We start from the raw sequence: 19,554 nt of genomic DNA, 5'->3' as shown, positions 1-19,554 counted from the left end.
CGCTGACCCGAACGGGGGGCGGGCCCGCCCGCACGTCAGTAGCCGTCCACGCTCAGCTCCGTGATCGCGGCGAACAGGTGCTCCCAGGTCTCGGCGGCGGGGGAGCCGTCGGCCGTCGCCTCGGGATCCAGGGCCTCCATCGCCCTGCGGAAGTCCCCGATGCCGTCCTCGGCCGGGTACGGGGACCAGCAGGCGCCCATGTACCGGCGCACGCCGTCGAGCATCCCGACGAAGGCCGCCACGTCCCGGGCCAGCGGGACGACGGACTCCTGGTACATGTGCACCGCCCCGGTGACGCGGTGGACGCCGACCAGGCCCGGGTCCGTGTACCCGAAGTCGAAGGTCCCGAGGTGCAGGAGGTCCTCGTCGCCCGCCTCCGGGACCCGCGCGGTCAACGGCAGCAGCGGCTCCGGGGCGACCTCGAACGAGCTGACGCCCGCGGCCCAGTGGCGCGGCAGCCCGATGCCGCTCAGGAACTCCCGCGTGCCCGGGTGCTCCAGCGCCGCCGGAAGCTCGTCGGCCGGGACGCGGGTGATCGAGGCGTCGCCGAAGGTGCGGGCGAGCCCGGCCGCGGTGAGCGGGCCGGAGCCGCGGGTGCCCGGGCGGAACCACGGGATGTCCTCGGCGGAGTCCCAGGAGCCGGAGTCGGCGGCGCCCCGGGGCCACCCGGCGAGCGCCGCGGGGTTCTCCTCCACCACCACGATCCCGCGGTCCTCGATGTACAGGTGGCGGCCGCCGCCGAGCGGGACGGGCTCCTCCCAGGTGCCGGGGCAGTGCAGTGCCCAGCCCTCCTCGTCGGCGTCGAACATCCAGGGGCCGTCCGGCTCCGCCACATCCCGCTCCACCGCCTCGCCGGCGGCCGGAGCGGGCAGTCGGCGTCCGGTGTCCAGGTCGAACCAGGCGTCCTGGCACCACAGGGCCCACACCTTCACGGCCGCACCGCCGCCGTCGAGGTCGTACACCTCGACGGCGTGGTCACCGCTGAGGTTCGGCTCCGCCACGTACGCGCCGACGGGCCGCCACCAGGCCCACACCGTCCGCCAGGGCAGCCCCGGTTCGGCCTCGGCGACGCGGGCGGCGTAGTCGTGGTGCCCGAGCACGGTCGCGGCGAACTGCAGCCAGGAGGCGAACTCGGCCCGCGTCACCTCGGCCCGCCCGAATACGGCCTCGGCCTGCGTGAACACCTCCCGCCCGAGGCCCCCGCCGGCGGCGGCCCCACCCCGCAGGACCGCCCGGTCGGCGCGCAGCACCGCGGCCGGATCGTCGAACGGGCAACGGCTGTCGCGATCTTCACTCATGGACGCATGGTGCCGGCCGCCTCCGACACACCGGCCCGCGCGGGGCACTGGATGGCCTCGGGGTTGAGAAGACGTGCCGGGTGATGGTGAAGCTCTACCCCGCCCACTTCGCGGTCGACTTCGGACGACCGGAGCCGGGGCCTCTCGAGACGCGGTTCGTCGAGGACGAGGACGGCAACGACTGACGCGCCCTGGTGCCGTGACCGGAAAGGTTCACCGGGTCGCGCTGCCCGGCACGGCACCTCGCCGCGTTGTCGGACCACGGCGGTACGTCCGGTACGAGCCGTGGCCCTCCGCCCGGGGGCCCCTCCCAGCGGTAGCTGGGGGAGATGCACCGCACCGGACAACGCGACCCGGCAAACCTTTCCGGTCACGGCACTAGATGGCTTCCTTGCGGGTCAGGAAGTTGAACGAGATCCACCCCGGCAGCACCGGCAGCCAGAAGGTCATCAGGCGGAACAGCAGGACCGCCGAGAAGGCGACCTCCTTCTCCAACCCCGCCGCGATCAGACCGAGCGTCAAGGTGGTCTCCACCGCGCCCATACCGCCCGGCGTCGGCGCCGCCGATCCCAGCGCGTTGCCCGCGAGGAACACCACGGCGATGCTCGCGTAGCTGATGGCCTCGCCGCCCCCGAAGGCGCGGATCGACGCGTCCAGGCACATCACGAAGCAGCCCGTCAGCAGCAGCATCCCGCCGATGCCCGTCAGCAGCTTCTTCGGCCGCTGGAGCACGTCCAGCATGCGCGGCACCACACCCGCGAACAGCGCCCGTACCCGGGTCACCACGAACTTCCGCAGGAACGGGACGGCCGTCACCACGAGCACCAGGACGGCCACCGTCAGCAGACCCGCGATCACGGCTCGGGACGGGGTCATCTCCGGGGTCTTCTCGGTCCCGGTCAGATAGCCGAAGGACAGCAGCAGCACGATGTGGCTGGCCAGTCCGAACAGCTGGGAGGCGCCCACGCTCGCGACGGCCAGCCCGGGCCGGACGCCCGCCCGTTGCAGGAACCGGGTGTTCAGCGCGACACCGCCGACGGCCGCCGGAGCCACCAGCTTCACGAACGACCCGGCCACCTGCGCGATCACGGTCCGCAGGAACGACACCCGCTCGGGCACGAAGCCCAGCAGGCTCATCGCCGCCGCGAAGTACGTCAGTGCCGAGAAGGCGAGCGCCGCCCCGACCCAGCCCCATTCCGCGTCGGCGATGATCGTCGCGAAGTCCACGTGGGCGAGCTGCGTGAGCAGGAAGTACAAACCGAAGGCGCCCGCGATGAACGAGACCAGCGTCCGCGGCCGGATCCGCTCCAGCCGGGCCGGCTCCACCGGCGCCTGCGGGCGGATCAGCAGCACCTGGTGGCGGATCTGGGTCAGCAGATCCTCCTCGCGGGCCCCGTCCAGCGCATCCTCCAGCGCCTTCTTCTCGGCCTTGCGGTCGGCGGCCGCCGAGGCGGACACCGGTGTCGCGGAGGCCGCGGACTCCGCCTCGCGCGCCGCCTTCGCCGCCCGCGAGGACTCCAGTACGGCCTCCCGCTGCCGCTCCGCCCGCTCCCGGGCCAGCTTGCGCAGCGTCGCCCGGGTGGAACGGCTCAGCGCGATCGGCTGGAGCAGCGGCAGGCAGTCCGCCACCGCGTCCGGGCCGAGCACCGACACGGCCGAGGCCACCGCGCGCTCGGCGCCGACCCGCAGGCCGATCGTGGTCAGGAGCTGGGCGATGTCCATGCGCAGGACCAGGTCGCCCGCGGCGATCTCGCCTCCGCGCAGGTCGGTGAGGATGACATTGCCGGAACGATCCACCACAAGGGCGTCGCCGGTCAGCCGCCGGTGGGCGATCCGCCGCGACTGCAGGGCCCGTACCTGCTTCCACGTGTGGTGGATCAGCTCGTCGGTGATCTCCTCGTCGGCCAGCGAGTCGAGGGTCCGGACGTCCAGGTGCTCGTACACGAGCATCACCGCGTCCGGACCGAGTTCGGAGGTGGCGATCAGCTTCGGCGCGTTCGCCCCGGCCGCGATGGCCGCGTACGCGAGGAGCGCCTCCTGCTCCAGCGCCTGGCGCAGCGACTGCAGGCTGCGCCCGGTGGTGATGCCGCGCAGGGTGAGCCGGCGCCAGACCCGGTAGAAGAAGCCGTGCGCCTGCTGCTCGCGGTCGACGATCGTGACGTCCAGCGGCGGCCCGTCCTCCAGCGTCACGTGGTAGCGGCGCCCCCGGTCGTTGGCCTCGGAGGGCTCGGGGCCCTCGGGCATCTCGGCGCGCATCGCGCTGACCGGCTGGAAGCCGACGCGGCGCAGTCCGGCGAGGAGGTGCTGCCCGGTGGGGCGCACGTTCGGCGAGCCGACGGCGTACAGGGTGCCGTAGGCGACGCTCCAGCCGATCAGCACGGTGAGGATGATCGAGAAGGGGGTGGTGTAGCCGTTGACCAGCATGGCGAAGGCGTTGAGCAGCAGGACCACCCACAGCGCGACGCGCCAGTGGGGCCTGCGGGTCATGCCGACCGCGGTCATGTACGCGATGACGGGCGCGAGGTAGCCGTGCACCGGGTCGGTGAGGGTGCCACCGGCCGCGGGACGGGTCAGGGCGTCCTGGATGGTGTCGGGCGCGGCCTGCGAGACCCACAGGTCGGTGGCGAGGGTGACGCCGTGCGCGAGGACGGCGGCGAGCACGCCGTCGGCGATGCGCAGCCCGTCACGTTTGATCAGCCGCTCGATGGCGAAGGCGACGGGCAGCAGCAGCACGGCGATGCTGGAGACCAGCGCGGCGACCTTGATCAGCAGGGCGGGCGCCTGGCCGGTGCCCTTGCTGATGTCCTCCTCCAGACCCACGGTGGTGCCGTGGGCGAAGGCGGCGATGGCGAGGAGGACGGCGATCCCGAGGATGCCGACGAGCAGGCGTACGAGGTCGGACGGCCGGTGCACGCGGGCGGCGAGCAGTGGTTCGTCGACCTCGACCCGGTCGGCGTCCGTGGCGGTGTGGCCGTGCGCGCCCTCGGGCGCGGCCGCGGCGGCGGCGCCCTGGGCTTCGGCCTTGGCCTTGGCCTCGGCCTTGGACTTGGCTCCTCCGGTGGCCTTGGCCCGGGTGGGCTCGGCCCCACCGGCCTTGGACCCGTCGGTCCGACCGTCGGGGCGCGGGGCCTCCGGACGGGGCTCGGGGACGGGTTCGGGGCGGGCGGCGCGGCCGTCGTCAGGGCGTGCGCCGTCGTCGGTCGCCGCGCCGTCCGGAGGGCTCACACCCTGCTCCTTCGTCGTCACATCCGTCTCTTCTTGATCACGTATCACCAGTCACCGCCCGGAAGATGGTGGCACGGACCGACGGGCCTGCGGGGCATCAGGGTGCGCGCCGGTGCGGAAGCGAGACCTCCGCCCGAGCGCGGCCGGGGTACTGCACCATGTGCTGAATGAGTGAGGAGCTGCCCGCGTACGCGGAGCGCGTACTGGAGGTGGCCGAGCGCATTCCGCCCGGCCGGGTGATGACGTACGGCGACGTCGCCGAATGGCTCGGCGAGGGAGGACCGCGCCAAGTCGGGCGTGTCATGGCCCTGTACGGGGGAGCCGTGCCCTGGTGGCGCGTGGTGCGGGCGGACGGCCTGCCGCTCCCCGGACACGAGGTGCGCGCCCTGGAGCACTACCGCGTCGAGGCCACCCCACTGCGCCTGACGGCGGGCGGCGAGCCACGCCTGGACATGCGCCGGGCGCGCTGGGACGGGTCCTCCGGGCAGGACGGACGGGACGACGGACGCGACGAGGCTCACATCTGACAGCTTCGGCCATGCGGGGCCCGGACGGGCGATCGGGCGACGCCCCGAACGTCCGTCCGGGGTACCCGGGGGGACTGCGCGGCGTCGGCCGGTTGCCGTAGCGTTGCCTCTTCGGCTTCCGCGGCGGCTTCCGCGCGAGCCGTCACGGCAGCACCGCCACGCCCCGCAGACCCACCAGGACCGGCACCCCACGTGATCACCTCTTCCTCCGACCGCTCCGAACGGCGGCGTACGCGGACCCCCGACGCGTACCGCCTCGTGCGCACCGGGCCGGAACGGGTGGATCCCCCTGTGCTGGACGCAGCGCAGCGGGCGGTGGTTGACCACACCGGCGGACCACTGCTGGTCCTCGCCGGACCGGGCACCGGGAAGACGACCACGCTGGTGGAAGCCGTCGCCGCCCGGGTGGAAGCGGGCACCGACCCCGCCCGGATCCTCATCCTCACCTTCAGCCGCAAGGCCGCGGTGGAACTGCGCGACCGGGCCGCCCTGCGCCTCGGCGGCGCGCGTGCCCCGCAGGCCACCACCTTCCACTCCTTCTGCTACGGACTCGTCCGCGCCCACCAGGACACCGACCTCTTCGCCGACCCGCTGCGGCTGCTGTCCGGCCCCGAGCAGGACGTCATGGTCCGCACCCTGCTGGAGGGCCAGCGTCGGATCCGCTCCATCCGCTGGCCGGACGACCTGCGGGCCGCGCTGACCACGCGCGGGTTCGCCGACGAGGTCCGGGCGGTGCTCGCCCGCGCCCGCGAGCTGGGCCTCGGGCCGCAGGCCCTCTCCTCGTTCGCCGACCTCATCGGCCGCCCGGACTGGAAGGCGGCGGCGGCCTTCCTCTCCGAGTACCTCGACGTCCTCGACATGCAGGGCACGCTGGACTACGCGGAGCTCCTGCACCGGGCGGTGCTCCTCGCGGAACGCACCCCGTCCCTCGCCTCCGCCTACGACGCGATCTTCGTCGACGAGTACCAGGACACGGACGCCTCGCAGCTGCGGCTGCTGCGCGCCCTGACCGGCCCGAGCGGCACCCTGGTCGCCTTCGGCGATCCCGACCAGTCGATCTACGCCTTCCGTGGCGCCGACATCAACAACATCCTGGACTTCGGGTCGGCCTTCCCCGGCGCGCGGGTCGAGGCACTCACCGTCGGCCGCCGCTCGGGCGCGGCCCTGCTGGCGGCCACCCGGCTGCTCACCACCCGGATGCCCGTCCCGAGGCTGCCGGCCGAGGCGGTCCGCGCCCATCGCGCTCTCGCGCCGGTGCGTGAGGGCGGGCGGGTGGAGGTGTGCACGTACCCGACGGCGGGCGCCGAGCTGGACAACATCGCCGACATCCTGCGGCGGGCCCACCTGGAGGACGGGGTGCCGTGGCAGGACATGGCCGTCCTGGTCCGCGCGGGCGGTCGCACCCTCCCGGCGATGCGGCGCGCCCTGATCTCCGCGGGAGTCCCGGTCGAAACGGACGGTGCGGACACCCCCCTGCGCCACGAGCCCGCGGTCTCCCCCCTCCTGACGGCCCTGCGCGTCGCAGCCGCCTCGGCCACCACCGACCCCGCCGAGGACGGCACGGCCGATCCCGCCGGCGCGGCCGAGGCCACGACCGCCGAGCCGGGCCGGCGGGACCGGGCCGACGGGATCGATCCAGGCTCCGCCGACCCGGCCGGAGCCGATACCGACGCGGCTGCGGACGGGCCCGCCGCTTCGGCCGCGGACGTCTCCGCGACCGATGCCCCGACCGGGTCCGCTGCCGATGCCCCGACCGCGGCAGAACCGGGCTCGGGTCCCGACCCCGAGGTCTCGACCGGCTCCGCCGGAGCCGAGCGGGCAGCCGGTCCGGGGACGGCCGGCGGCGTGGGCGAGCCGAGCCCCGGGGAGCCCGCCGAAGCCGAGCCCGACGCCGATGCGGACGCGGACGCGGACGCGGACGCGGACGAGCCGGAACCCGCCGACCCCGCCGGAGACGTCACGGTCGGAGGCGTCACGGTCGGAGGCGTCACCGTCGGGGGCGTGACCGTCGAGGCCGCCCTCACCCTGCTCGCCTCCCCGCTCGGCGGGATGGACGCCGCCGACCTGCGGCGACTCGGCCGTGCCCTGCGGGACGAGGAGCGCGCCGCCGGAGTCAAGGTGCCCGCGCCCTCCGACGTACTGCTCGCCCGCGCCCTCGCCGAGCCGGAGCGGCTCACCGCGCACGATCCCGCCTACGCCCGTGGCGCCCAGCGCCTCGGCCTGCTCCTGCGCAAGGCCCGGGAGCTGCTCCAAGGCGGCGGCACCGCCGAGGAGGCCCTCTGGGTCCTCTGGGACGGCACGCCCTGGCCGCAGCGGCTGGAACGCAGCGCCCGCCGCGGCGGCGCGGCCGGTCGTAACGCCGACCGCGACCTCGACGCTGTCTGCGCCCTTTTCGACACCGCCGCCCGCGCCGAGGAACGTACCGGCGGCAGTGGCGCGCTCAACTTCCTCGAACAGCTGGAGGCGGAGGACATCGCCGCCGACACGTTGACGGTCCGCGCCACGCGCTCCGACGCCGTGCGGCTGATGACGGCCCACCGCTCCAAGGGACTGGAGTGGGCCCTCGTCGTCGTCGCCGGCGTCCAGGAAGGCCTCTGGCCCGACCTGCGCCGCCGCGGCTCCCTGCTGGAGGCCGACCGCATCGGACGCGACGGCCTCGCCGAGCCCCTCACCCCCGGCGCCCTGCTCGCCGAGGAGCGCCGCCTGTTCTACGTCGCCGCCACCCGCGCCCGCGAACGCCTCGTCGTCACCGCCGTCAAGGCCCCCGCCGACGACGGCGACCAGCCCTCCCGCTTCCTCACCGAGCTCGGCGTCCCCCCGCGCGACGTCACCGGCCGTCCCCGCCGCCCGCTCGCCGTCGCCGCGCTCGTCGCCGAGCTGCGCGCCACCACCGTCGACCCCGAGGCCTCGCCCGCCCTGCGCGACGCGGCCGCCCGCCGCCTCGCCCGCCTCGCCTCGCTCACCGACGACGAGGACCGACCCCTGGTCCCCGCCGCGCACCCGCAGCGCTGGTGGGGCCTGTACGAGCCCACCCGCAGCAGCGTCCCGCTCCGCGACCGCGACCGGCCCGTCGCCCTGTCCGGCAGCGCCCTGGAGCAGCTCGCCAACACCTGCTCCCTCCAGTGGTTCCTCGGCCGCGAGGTCAAGGCCGACACCCCCTCCACCGCCGCCCAGGGCTTCGGCAACGTCGTGCACGTCCTCGCCGACGAGGTCGCCTCCGGCCGTACCCCCGCGGACCTGGCCGTCCTCATGGAACGCCTCGACTCGGTGTGGGACGCCCTCGCCTTCGACGCCCCCTGGAAGTCCCGCCAGGAGAAGGACAACGCCCGGGCCGCCCTGGAACGCTTCCTGCGCTGGCACACCACGGACCGCGGGGGCCGCGAGGCCGTGGCCACGGAGCACGAGTTCGACGTCACACTCGAAGCCGGTGAGGTCGCCGTCCGCATCCGCGGTTCCATGGACCGGGTCGAAACGGACCCGCAGGGACGTGCGTACGTCGTCGACTTCAAGACGGGCAGGTCCGCACCCACCAAGGACGACGTCGCCCGCCACCCGCAGCTCGCCGTCTACCAGCTCGCCGTGCGCGAGGGCGCCGTCGACGAGGTCTTCGACGGCCTGCGCCCCGCCGCCGGCGGCGCGGAGCTCGTCCAGCTCCGCCAGGGCGCCCCGATCCGCGAGGGCGGCGACGCCGTACCCAAGGTGCAGGCCCAGCAGCCGCTCGACGGGGAGTGGGTCGGCGACCTGCTGGCCACCGCCGCGGGCCGGGTCCTGGACGAACGGTTCGCACCCGCCGCGGGCCGCCACTGCGACCACTGCTCCTTCCGCAGCTCGTGCAGCGCCCGCCCGGAGGGCCGCCAGACCGTCGAGTGAGCTCGGCGGCCGGGACGGGCGGGACGGCCGGTGAGGGCTGTCGGCCGATGCCGTCGGTCGGGGCTGTCGGTGGAGGCGGCTAGCCTTTTTACGTGCCCGCGCGTCCGCCCGCCCTCTCCGACCCCGAGCAGCTCAAGGAGCTCCTCGGGATCCCTTTCACGCCCGAGCAGATGGCCTGTGTCACCGCCCCGCCCGCCCCACAGGTCGTCGTCGCGGGCGCCGGCTCCGGCAAGACCACCGTCATGGCCGCCCGCGTCGTCTGGCTCGTCGGCACCGGTGCGGTCGCACCCGAGCAGGTGCTCGGCCTGACCTTCACCAACAAGGCCGCCGGTGAGCTGTCCGAGCGCGTACGCAAGGCGCTGGCGCGGGCCGGCATCACCGACCCGGACCCCTCTCCGGCCGACGCGGACGCGGTCGGCGGCGAGCCCCGCATCTCCACCTACCACGCCTTCGCCGGGCAGCTCCTGAAGGACCACGGCCTGCGCATCGGCCTGGAGCCCAGCTCCCGCCTGCTCGCCGACGCCACCCGCTTCCAGCTCGCCGCGAAGGTGCTGCGCGAGGCCCCCGGCCCCTACCCCTCGCTCACCAAGTCGGTCCCCGACCTGGTCGGCGACCTCCTCGCGCTCGACGGGGAGCTCTCCGAGCACCTGGTCGAGCCGGAGCACCTGCGCCGGTACGACACCGAGCTGCTCGAGGTGCTCGCCGACACCAAGCTCACCAACGAGGACCTCCGCAAGGTCCCGGAGGCCGTGCGCGGCCGCCTCGAACTGCTGGAACTGGTCGCCCGTTACCGCGCCGCCAAACGCTCCCGCGACCTCTTCGACTTCAGCGACCAGATAGCCCTCTCCGCGCAGCTCGCCACCACCCGGCCCGAGGTGGGGGCGCTGCTGCGCGAGGAGTTCCGGGTGGTCCTGCTCGACGAGTACCAGGACACCTCCGTCGCCCAGCGGCTGCTGCTGTCCGGCCTCTTCGGCGCGGGCTCCGGCCACGCCGTGACCGCCGTCGGCGACCCCTGCCAGGCGATCTACGGCTGGCGCGGGGCCTCCGTCGCCAACCTCGACGACTTCCCGGAGCACTTCCCGCACGCCGACGGAAGCCCCGCCACCCGGCTCTCCCTCAGCGAGAACCGGCGCAGCGGCGGCCGCCTGCTCGACCTGGCCAACGGTCTCGCCGCCCCGCTGCGCGCCATGCACGAAGGCGTGGAGGCGCTGCGCCCGGCGCCGGGGGCGGAGGCCGCCGGGCAGGTCCGCTGCGCCCTGCTGGAGACCCACGCGCAGGAGCTCGACTGGCTCGGCGACTCCGTCGCCCACCTGGTCCGCACCGGGACGGAGCCGCGCGAGATCGCCGTACTGTGCCGGTCCGCCGGGGACTTCGCGCAGATCCAGGCGGTACTGGTGGACCGGGACGTGCCCGTGGAGGTCGTCGGGCTCTCCGGGCTGCTGCACCTGCCCGAGGTCGCCGACCTCGTCGCCGTCTGCGAGGTCCTCCAGGACCCGGGCGCCAACGCCTCCCTCGTCCGGCTCCTGATCGGTCCCCGCTGGCGGATCGGCGCGCGCGACCTGGCCCTGCTGGGTCGCCGGGCGCGGCTCCTGGTGGGCCGCGCGCCCGCCGGGTCCGACCCGGACGAACGGCTCGCGGCGGCCGTGGAGGGCGTGGACCCGGCGGAGATCGTGTCGCTGGCCGACGCCTTGGAGACCTTCCTCGACGGCGCCGGACAGGCCCCGGACGACCTCCCCTTCTCGGCGGAGGCCCGGGTCCGCTTCGCGCACCTCGCCCAGGAACTGCGCGACCTGCGGCGCTCGCTCGCGGACCCGCTGATGGACGTCCTGCACCGGGTGCTGACCGCCACCGGCCTGGAGGTGGAGCTGTCGGCCTCCCCGCACGCGCTGGCGGCCCGCCGCCGCGAGACGCTGTCGAACTTCATGGACGTCGCGGCCGGTTTCGCCGCGCTGGACGGCGAAGCCACGCTGCTGGCCTTCCTGGCGTTCCTGCGCACGGCCGCCCAGTACGAGAAGGGCCTGGACCACGCGCTGCCGGGCGGCGAGAACACGGTCAAGGTGCTCACCGCCCACAAGTCCAAGGGCCTGGAGTGGGACGTCGTGGTGGTCCCGGACCTGTGCGCGGGCGCCTTCCCGAAGGAGAAGCCGCCGGAGGCCTGGACCTCGTACGCGAAGGTGCTCCCGTACGCGCTGCGCGGTGACGCCCCCACCCTGCCCGGGGACCCGGCCTGGACCTCGGCGGGCCTGAAGGCCTTCAAGGCCGCGCTCAAGGACCACAAGTCGGTGGAGGAGCTCCGCCTCGGATACGTGACCTTCACCCGGCCGCGCTCCCTGCTGCTGGCCTCGGGCCACTGGTGGGGGCCGAGCCAGAAGAAGCGCCGAGGCCCGTCGCGGTTCCTCGAAGCCCTGTACGAGCACTGCGCGGCCGGGTTCGGCGAGATCGAGGCCTGGGCGGACGAGCCCGACCCCACCGACGAGAACCCGGCCCTGTCCGGCGAATCCACCCCGGACCACTCCTGGCCCCTCCCGCTCGACCCGTACTCCCTGACCCTGCGCCGCGCGGCGGCCGCCCTGGTGGAGTCCTACCTGGCGGCCCCGCCCCCGGAGGAGGACGAGGAGTACCTCTGGCCCCCGGACTGCGAGGAGCCGTGGCCGGCCGAGGACCCCTGGGAGCCGCCCCCGACCGACGACACCTGGCCCCAGGAGGTCCCGGCCGCCACCAGGCCCGCAGAGGCCACCGCCGACGCGGCGCGGGCGACGCCGACCGCGTCCGACGCACCCGACGGCGCCGGCCCGGACTTCGACGACCCCTGGGCGGCCGAGGCCTGGGCCGGGGCCCTCCCCGAGGGCGACGACCTGTGGGCCGGGGAGGCCACCACCGCCGCGAGCGCAACCGCGCCGACCCCCCGAGCGGGAGCCGGCGTACCCGCCGGGCGGCCGTCCGTACCCGTCGGCGACGACCCGTGGGCCGGCGAAGCCACCAGCGGCGCGGGCGCGGTCGTGCCGCGTCCGCGTCCCGTGGCGGCCGACCCCGCCGGAGGCGATCCCGCCGGAGGCGACCTCGTACCCGAAGAGGCGCGTGCCATCGCCTCCTGGGACCGCGACCTCGACGCCCTCGAGGGCGAGCTCCGCCGTGCCCGCGCGGCCGTCCGCGACGTCGAGCTGCCCGCCGCCCTGTCCGCCAGCCAGCTGCTCCGGCTCGCCGCCGACGAGCAGGGCTTCGTACGCGACCTCGCCCGCCCCATGCCGCGCCCCCCGCAGCCCGCCGCCCGCCAGGGCACCCGCTTCCACGCCTGGGTCGAGTCCCGCTTCGACGAGCTGCCGCTGCCCTTCCTCGACGCCCTCGACCCCGTCACCGACCTCCCCGGCGCCGGTTCCGACCAGGAGATCGCCGACGAGGCCGACCTCGACTCCCTCAAGGCCGCCTTCGAACGCAGCCCGTACGCCGACCGGCCGCCCCACCGCATGGAGGCTCCGGTCCAGCTCACCCTCGCCGGTCGGGTCGTGCGCGGCCGGATCGACGCCGTCTACAAGAACCCGGACGGCTCGTACGAGATCGTCGACTGGAAGACCGGCCGCACCACCGAGGCCGATCCGCTCCAGCTCGCCGTCTACCGCGTGGCCTGGGCCGAGGCCACGAACACCCCGCTCGACCGGGTCTCCGCCGCCTTCCTGCACGTCCGCAGCGGCCGCGTGATCCGCCCCCGCGACCTCCCGGACCGGGCCCGCCTTGAGCGGATCCTCCAAGGCGAATCGGACCCGGACGGTGACCATCAGGCGGACAGCTAGGCTCGTGGGCATGAGCGACACCCCGCCGGACAGCGTCGTCCGCACGTACATCGACACCCACCGCGCCGCCTTCCTCGACGACCTCGCCGAGTGGCTCCGCATCCCCTCCGTCTCGGCCCAGCCCGAGCACGCGGGCGACGTACGCCGCAGCGCCGAATGGCTCGCGGCCAAGCTCAAGGAGACCGGCTTCCCGGTCGCCGAGGTGTGGGAGACCCCCGGCGCGCCCGCCGTCTTCGCGCACTGGCCGAGCGAGGACCCGCACGCCCCGACCGTCCTCGTGTACGGGCACCACGACGTGCAGCCCGCCGCCCTCGCCGACGGCTGGCACACCGACCCCTTCGAGCCGGTGATCCAGGACGGCCGGATGTACGGGCGCGGCGCCGCCGACGACAAGGGGCAGGTCTTCTTCCACACCCTCGGAGTACGGGCGCACCTGGCCGCCACCGGCGAGGCCGCTCCCGCCGTGCACCTCAAGCTCCTCATCGAGGGCGAGGAGGAGTCCGGCTCCCCGAACTTCCGCGCCCTCGTCGAGGCCCGCGCCGCCGAGCTCGCCGCCGACGTCGTGATCGTCTCCGACACCGGCATGTGGTCCGAGAACACCCCCACCGTCTGCACCGGCATGCGCGGCGTCGCCGACTGCGAGATCGACTTCCATGGCCCGGACCAGGACATCCACTCCGGCGCCTTCGGCGGGGCCGTGCCCAATCCGGCCACCGTCGCCGCCCGCCTGGTCGCGGCCCTGCACGACGCCGACGGACGGGTCACGATCCCCGGCTTCTACGACAACATCGCCGAGCTGACGGACGCGGAGCGCGCGCTCATCGCCGAGCTGCCCTTCGACGAGTCCGAGTGGCTGCGTACGGCCAAGTCCCACGCGGCCGCGGGCGAGGCCGGCTACTCCACCCTGGAGCGCGTCTGGGCCCGCCCCACGGCCGAGGTCAACGGCATCGGCGGCGGCTACCAGGGCCCCGGCGGCAAGACCATCGTGCCCGCCTCCGCCCACCTGAAGCTGTCGTTCCGCCTGGTGTCCGGGCAGGACCCGTACGAGGTCGAGGCCGCCGTCAGGGACTGGGTCGCGGCCGCGATCCCGGACGGGATCCGCCACTCCATCACCTTCGGCGCGCCCACCCGCCCGTGCCTGACCCCGCTGGACCACCCGGCCCTGCAGTCGGTCGTCCGGGCCATGGGCCGCGCCTTCGGCGAGAAGATCCGCTTCACGCGGGAGGGCGGCTCCGGTCCCGCCGCGGACCTCCAGGACGTTCTGGACGCGCCCGTCCTCTTCCTCGGCATCTCGGTACCGTCCGACGGCTGGCACTCACCGAACGAGAAGGTCGAGCTGGACCTCCTGTTCAAGGGCGTCGAGACGACCGCGTACCTCTGGGGAGACCTGGCCGCCCACCACCGAACCACCGCCTGACACCCGACGCACACACCTGCCGTACCGAGCCTGCCTGTCCCACCACCGGGGGAGTTGGAAGTACCTGTGAGCACCCATACCGAGCGCCCTCTCACCGAGCGCCCTCTCGCGCTCGCCGCGCCCAGCGGGATCGACCGCGCCGCGCACCACCGCCTCGACGAGGCGTGGCTCGCCGCGGCCTGGAGCCACCCGACGACCCGCGTCTTCGTCGTCTCCGGGGGTCAGGTCCTGATCGACGACACCCCCGACGGCGGCAGCGGCATCGTGATGACCCCGGCCTTCGAGGCCCCGGTCACCGAGACCCACCGCTACTTCCTGGGCACCGACGAGGACGGCGTACGGTACTTCGCGCTGCAGAAGGACGCGCTGCCCGGCCGCATGGACCAGTCGGCCCGCCCCGCCGGCCTGCGCGAGGCCGGACTGCTGCTGTCCCCGCGCGACGCCGGGCTGATGGTGCACGCCGTGGCGCTGGAGAACTGGCAGCGGATGCACCGCTTCTGCTCGCGTTGCGGAGAGCGCACGGTGGTCGCGGCCGCCGGGCACATCCGCCGCTGCCCGGGCTGCGGCGCCGAGCACTACCCGCGCACCGACCCGGCCGTGATCATGCTGGTCACGGACGAGCACGACCGTGCGCTGCTGGGCCGACAGGTGCACTGGCCGGAGGGCCGCTTCTCCACGCTGGCGGGGTTCGTGGAGCCGGGCGAGTCGATAGAGCAGTCCGTCATCCGCGAGGTGTGGGAGGAGGCGGGCGTCAAGGTCGGCGAGGTCGAGTACGTGGCCAGCCAGCCCTGGCCCTTCCCGTACAGCCTGATGCTGGGCTTCACGGCCCGCGCCACCACCTCGGAGATCACGGTGGACGGCGAGGAGATCGAGGAGGCCCGCTGGTTCTCCCGCGAGGAGCTGCGCGCGGCGTTCGCGTCGGGCGAGGTGCTGCCCCCGTCGGGCATCTCCATCGCCGCCCGGCTGGTCGAGCTCTGGTACGGCGAACCGCTGCCGAAGGCGGCCGCGTAACCTTCGTCACTTCGCCTTGGTCACCTGCCGCATCGTGACGACGGAGGGCCCCCGCCTCGGCGGGGGCCCTCCGTCGTGCTCCGGTCTCGCCCGGTCCGCGCCGCCGATCAGACGGCGAGGGCCTGCTTGACCTGGGCCAGGCTGGGGTTGGTCATGACCGACTCGCTGCCCGCGGCGGACTTCACGAGCACGGTGGGAACCGTCTGGTTGCCGCCGTTGGCCTTCTCCACGAACGCGGCGGACTCCGGGTCGAGCTCGATGTTGATCTCGTTGTACGCGATGCCTTCCCGGTCCAGCTGGGTCTTCAGCCGACGGCAGTAGCCGCACCAGGTCGTGCTGTACATCGTGACGGTGCCCGTGTCCTGCATGCTGCGCTCTCCTTCGTGAGGGCTCGGTGGTCCGAGTACTCGAACGTACGGGACCCCGCGGCCATTCCCGGACGGTCACCCCCGAGGACCCGGTGTGACTGATACGACTGATTCGTGCCGCCTGTGGACAATTTTCCCGCCCGACTCACGAGACCTGGCAGCATGGCGGGGTGACAGCAGCAACGCACTCCTCACCGTTCCCGGGTGGCCCCGACTCCGCCGACTCGGCCGACGCGGTGCTCCTGGGCCTCGACCCGGAGCAGCGCGAGGTCGCGACGACCCTGCGCGGCCCGGTGTGCGTGCTGGCGGGCGCCGGTACCGGCAAGACCCGAGCGATCACCCACCGCATCGCCTACGGCGTCCGCTCCGGGCAGCTCATGCCCGCGAGCGTGCTGGCCGTCACCTTCACCAACCGCGCCGCCGGCGAGATGCGCGGACGCCTGCGCACCCTGGGCGCGGGCGGGGTCCAGGCCCGCACCTTCCACTCCGCGGCCCTGCGCCAGCTCCAGTACTTCTGGCCGAGGGCCGTCGGCGGCGAGGTGCCCCGACTGCTGGAACGCAAGATCCAGTTCGTCGCCGAGGCCGGCGCGCGCTGCCGGATCCGCCTCGACCGCAACGAGCTGCGCGACGTCACGGGCGAGATCGAGTGGGCGAAGGTCACCCAGACCGTGCCCGCCGACTACCCGGTGGCCGCCCTGAAGTCCGGCCGCGAGGCCCCCCGGGACCTGGCCGAGATCGCCCAGATATACGGGACGTACGAACAGCTCAAGCGTGACCGCGGCATGATCGACTTCGAGGACGTGCTGCTCCTGACCGTCGGCATCCTCCAGGACCGCCACGACATCGCCGAGCAGATCCGCACCCAGTACCAGCACTTCGTCGTCGACGAGTACCAGGACGTCAGCCCGCTCCAGCAGCGGCTGCTGGACCTGTGGCTCGGTGAGCGCGACAGCCTCTGCGTCGTCGGTGACGCCAGCCAGACCATCTACTCCTTCACCGGCGCCACCCCCGACCACCTGTTGAACTTCCGCACCCGCTATCCGCAGGCCACGGTGGTCAAGCTGGTCCGCGACTACCGCTCCACCCCGCAGGTGGTCCACCTGGCCAACGGGCTCCTGAACCAGGCCAAGGGGCGGGCCGCCGAGCACCGGCTGGAGCTGATCTCGCAGCGCGAGACCGGCCCTGACCCCGTCCACACCGAGTACGCGGACGAGCCCGCCGAGGCGGAGGGCGTCGCCCACCGGATCCGGGACCTGATCGCCGCGGGTGTCCCGGCGGGCGAGATCGCCGTGCTCTACCGCATCAACGCCCAGTCCGAGGTCTACGAGCAGGCCCTCGCCGACGCCGGCGTCCCGTACCAGCTGCGCGGGGCCGAGCGGTTCTTCGAGCGCCAAGAGGTCCAGAGGGCGCTCGTCACGCTGCGCGGATCCGCCCGCTCCGGCGGGAACGACCCGCTGCTCGACGACGTCGTGGAGCTGGGTTCCCAGGTCCGGGCGGTGCTCAGCTCCATCGGCTGGGCCGCCGAGCCGCCGGCCGGCTCCGGCGCCGTGCGCGACCAGTGGGAATCGCTGGCCGCGCTGGTCCGGCTCGCCGAGGACTTCGCCCGGAGCCGACCCGGCGCCACCCTCGCCGACCTCACGATCGAGCTGGAGGAACGCAAGGCCGCCCAGCACGCCCCGACCGTGCAGGGCGTCACCCTGGCCTCGCTGCACGCGGCGAAGGGCCTGGAGTGGGACGCCGTGTTCCTCGTCGGCCTCACCGACGGCATGATGCCGATCACCTATGCGAAGACCGACGAGCAGGTCGAGGAGGAGCGGCGACTGCTCTACGTCGGCGTCACCCGGGCACGGGTGCACCTGACCCTGTCCTGGGCGGTCTCCCGCGCCCCCGGCGGTCGGGCCTCCAGACGCCCCAGCCGCTTCCTGAACGGCCTGCGGCCGGGCTCCGTGGCCCCAGGAGCCCGAGCGGGCTCCGCGGCCGAGCGAGGGCCGCGCAAGCGCGGGCCCCGCGGGCCGGTGCTGTGCCGGGTCTGTCGCAAGACCCTGACCGACGCCGGCGAGCTGAAGCTGATGCGCTGTGAGGACTGCCCGTCCGACATGGACGAAGGCCTCTACGAGCGGCTGCGGGAGTGGCGCGCGGCCGAGTCGAAGCTGCAAGGCCTGCCCGCGTACTGCGTCTTCACGGACAAGACGCTGATGGCGATCGCGGAGGCCGCGCCGTCCGAGGCGGGGGAGCTCTCGATGATCTCCGGAGTGGGCGGCCGTAAGCTTGACCGGTACGGAGCCGAGGTCCTGGCCATCTGCGCAGGTCAGGAGGTCGGGTCCGGGCATCCTGACGACGCGTAGAAACTCGTCGGAAAAATAGTTTGCACATGCCCAGCGAAGACCCATAGGTTCTTAGCAACGGAAACGGTGGCTTCTCCGAAGCCCTGGATCCGTGCTGTACTTATCCGAATACGCATGGGACAGGCCCTCGGGCCGAGTCCCCGAGACGCCGAGAGGAGGCGAGACCAGTGACCAGCTTCATGACCTTCACCAAAATGACCGATCGCTCGGTCGACGCTTCCTGCCTGCTCGGTTCCGTCTCCCTCCTGGGTACCGGTGTGTCCGCGATTTCCGCCGACCGCCCCGCCCTGCTGGCGACCCTTCCGGTCAGTGAGCGCAATGAGCGACCGACCCAGGCACCGGTGGCAGTACTGGCAGCAGAAGCGCAGACGCATGGCGCCTATGGATTCGCTGCCGCAGCCGGTGCCGGATCCCTGAAGAAGCAGACGAAGCAGCAGCACCACCTGATGTGGGCCTTCCGCGGGCTCGAACCCTGGAGTGATCCAGCCTGATCGCATGATCAGGCCGGCGCCTTCAGGGCCGCGGAACCCCACCCGGGATCCGCGGCCCTTCTGTTTGTCCCCGACCGGGGGCGACGGAGCGAAGGGGTCTCGGGACTGGCCTTGCCAGTCGGTGTGAGAGCACAACCCAGCCGAACCCGGCCGACCGGCCGGAACGACTAGCCGAACAAGACGAGGAAGAAACCACCGTGCAACTCGAAGCGCACGCCCCGTCCGTACCGCAGACCCAGCTGAACTCCCCGCCCGCAGTCCCGGAGGACCACACCTTGACCCCGCTCACCGCGCTGACCGCGCTCGACGACGCCATCGAGAACCTCGGCGTCCCCGTCCCGTGCCGCACCTTCGACCCCGAGGTCTTCTTCGCCGAGTCCCCGGCGGACGTCGAGTACGCCAAGTCCCTCTGCCGCACCTGCCCGCTGGTCGAGGCCTGCCTCGCCGGTGCGACCGAGCGCCGCGAGCCCTGGGGTGTCTGGGGTGGCGAGCTCTTCGTCCAGGGTGTCGTCGTCGCCCGCAAGCGTCCCCGTGGCCGTCCGCGCAAGAACCCGGTTGTCTCGGCATGACCGCCATCGGCACCATCGACCGCCCCCTGACGCACGACCCCTTGAAGCAGGCCCTCATGACCTCCTACTCCACGAGCGAGCAGCCCCACGGCGCCGCCCACGCAGACTTCATCACCGCCGGCGCGATCACCTCGCGTCAGAACAGGACCCGCGAAATGCAACTCATCCCAGAAGCCCTGGCTCGCGCCCATATGGACGACCGCATGCGTGAGGTGGACGCCGAGCGTCACGCCGTGCGCCTGGTCGCCGCCCGCCGCATGCAGCGGCGTGCCGAGCGCGTCTCCATGCGCGCCCGGCGCGCGCTGGCCATGGCCGTCATGCACTAAGAGCTGAAAGCAGCATCCATCCCCCGGGGGGACCGGTCCGCACGGACCGGTCCCCCCGGTGCGTTGCGGGGCTGTCCGCCCCGGACGGGGATATCGTCTGGAGGTGGACCAGCCGACTCCCCACCCCGGCCCGTCGGGATCCGAGGCCCAGCCCGTCGTCTGCACGGGCTGTGGCGCGAAGGCCCCGGGCGAGATCCCACCCACCTGGACCTGCTCGGTGGAGAACGGGACCAGACAGTACTTCTGCGTCGACTGCGCGCGCGCCAACCTCCGGGCGATCGAGGGCAGACTCGACTCGTCCTGGTGGTGACGCGCCCAC

At 73.7% G+C, this 19,554-nt stretch carries 13 protein-coding genes; 10 read left to right on the top strand and 3 right to left on the bottom strand.

The features are described 5' to 3' along the window. Positions 1-35 precede the first annotated feature (35 nt). Together ACGFYY_RS02005 and ACGFYY_RS02000 are read right to left on the bottom strand one after the other, a co-directional pair. Complete coding sequence (locus ACGFYY_RS02005) at positions 36-1,298, bottom strand: SUKH-4 family immunity protein (protein ID WP_393706593.1); 1,263 nt, start codon at positions 1,296-1,298, stop codon at positions 36-38. Between the two features lie 378 nt (positions 1,299-1,676). Continuing rightward, positions 1,677-4,523 carry a YbhN family protein gene (locus ACGFYY_RS02000; RefSeq protein ID WP_393706592.1) on the bottom strand — a complete coding sequence of 949 codons (2,847 nt, stop codon included), beginning with the start codon at positions 4,521-4,523 and terminating at the stop codon, positions 1,677-1,679. A 167-nt stretch (positions 4,524-4,690) separates the two neighbouring features. Here ACGFYY_RS02000 and ACGFYY_RS01995 point away from each other — a divergent pair, with 167 nt between their 5' ends. From ACGFYY_RS01995 to nudC, 5 genes are all read left to right on the top strand, one after another. Next, positions 4,691-5,050 (top strand): MGMT family protein, encoded by a 360-nt coding sequence (locus ACGFYY_RS01995; RefSeq protein WP_393706591.1) that lies wholly within the window; start codon positions 4,691-4,693, stop codon positions 5,048-5,050. A gap of 195 nt (positions 5,051-5,245) precedes the next feature. After that, entirely contained in the window at positions 5,246-8,920 is a 3,675-nt protein-coding gene (locus ACGFYY_RS01990) for an ATP-dependent helicase (RefSeq protein ID WP_393706834.1), read from the top strand. Positions 8,921-9,012: 92 nt separating this feature from the next. After that, entirely contained in the window at positions 9,013-12,708 is a 3,696-nt protein-coding gene (locus ACGFYY_RS01985; protein ID WP_393706590.1) for a UvrD-helicase domain-containing protein, read from the top strand. 10 nt (positions 12,709-12,718) lie between these two features. Continuing rightward, positions 12,719-14,125, top strand: a complete 1,407-nt coding sequence (locus ACGFYY_RS01980; protein WP_393706589.1) for a dipeptidase — start codon at positions 12,719-12,721, stop codon at positions 14,123-14,125. Between the two features lie 54 nt (positions 14,126-14,179). Beyond that, a complete protein-coding gene (nudC, locus tag ACGFYY_RS01975; protein WP_365272492.1) occupies positions 14,180-15,136 on the top strand; it encodes an NAD(+) diphosphatase in 957 nt (318 codons plus the stop codon). A 107-nt stretch (positions 15,137-15,243) separates the two neighbouring features. On the opposite strand, the gene ACGFYY_RS01970 is transcribed toward nudC, so the two are convergent. Then, complete coding sequence (locus ACGFYY_RS01970) at positions 15,244-15,504, bottom strand: mycoredoxin (RefSeq protein WP_030011087.1); 261 nt, start codon at positions 15,502-15,504, stop codon at positions 15,244-15,246. Positions 15,505-15,614: 110 nt separating this feature from the next. Here ACGFYY_RS01970 and ACGFYY_RS01965 point away from each other — a divergent pair, with 110 nt between their 5' ends. The 5 genes from ACGFYY_RS01965 (at position 15,615) to ACGFYY_RS01945 (ending at position 19,545) form a co-directional block, all read left to right on the top strand. Beyond that, positions 15,615-17,849 carry an ATP-dependent DNA helicase UvrD2 gene (locus ACGFYY_RS01965; RefSeq protein ID WP_393706833.1) on the top strand — a complete coding sequence of 745 codons (2,235 nt, stop codon included), beginning with the start codon at positions 15,615-15,617 and terminating at the stop codon, positions 17,847-17,849. A 167-nt stretch (positions 17,850-18,016) separates the two neighbouring features. Beyond that, complete coding sequence (locus ACGFYY_RS01960) at positions 18,017-18,340, top strand: hypothetical protein (protein WP_371588414.1); 324 nt, start codon at positions 18,017-18,019, stop codon at positions 18,338-18,340. Between the two features lie 197 nt (positions 18,341-18,537). After that, the gene (locus ACGFYY_RS01955) at positions 18,538-18,909 is read left to right on the top strand and encodes a WhiB family transcriptional regulator (protein ID WP_365272487.1); all 372 of its coding nucleotides are present in this window, start codon (positions 18,538-18,540) and stop codon (positions 18,907-18,909) included. Beyond that, a complete protein-coding gene (locus tag ACGFYY_RS01950; protein WP_365272484.1) occupies positions 18,906-19,235 on the top strand; it encodes a hypothetical protein in 330 nt (109 codons plus the stop codon). The genes ACGFYY_RS01955 and ACGFYY_RS01950 overlap by 4 nt, the downstream gene beginning before the upstream one ends. 103 nt (positions 19,236-19,338) lie before the next feature. After that, positions 19,339-19,545: a hypothetical protein gene (locus tag ACGFYY_RS01945; RefSeq protein WP_030711716.1), complete on the top strand. Its 207-nt coding sequence runs from the start codon at positions 19,339-19,341 to the stop codon at positions 19,543-19,545. Positions 19,546-19,554: the final 9 nt, after the last annotated feature.

The organism is Streptomyces sp. NPDC048331 (genome assembly GCF_043201215.1).
GTDB lineage: Bacteria > Actinomycetota > Actinomycetes > Streptomycetales > Streptomycetaceae > Streptomyces.
The sequence above is the reverse complement of the archived record's forward strand: the minus strand, read 5'-3'. Positions and strand labels throughout refer to the sequence as shown.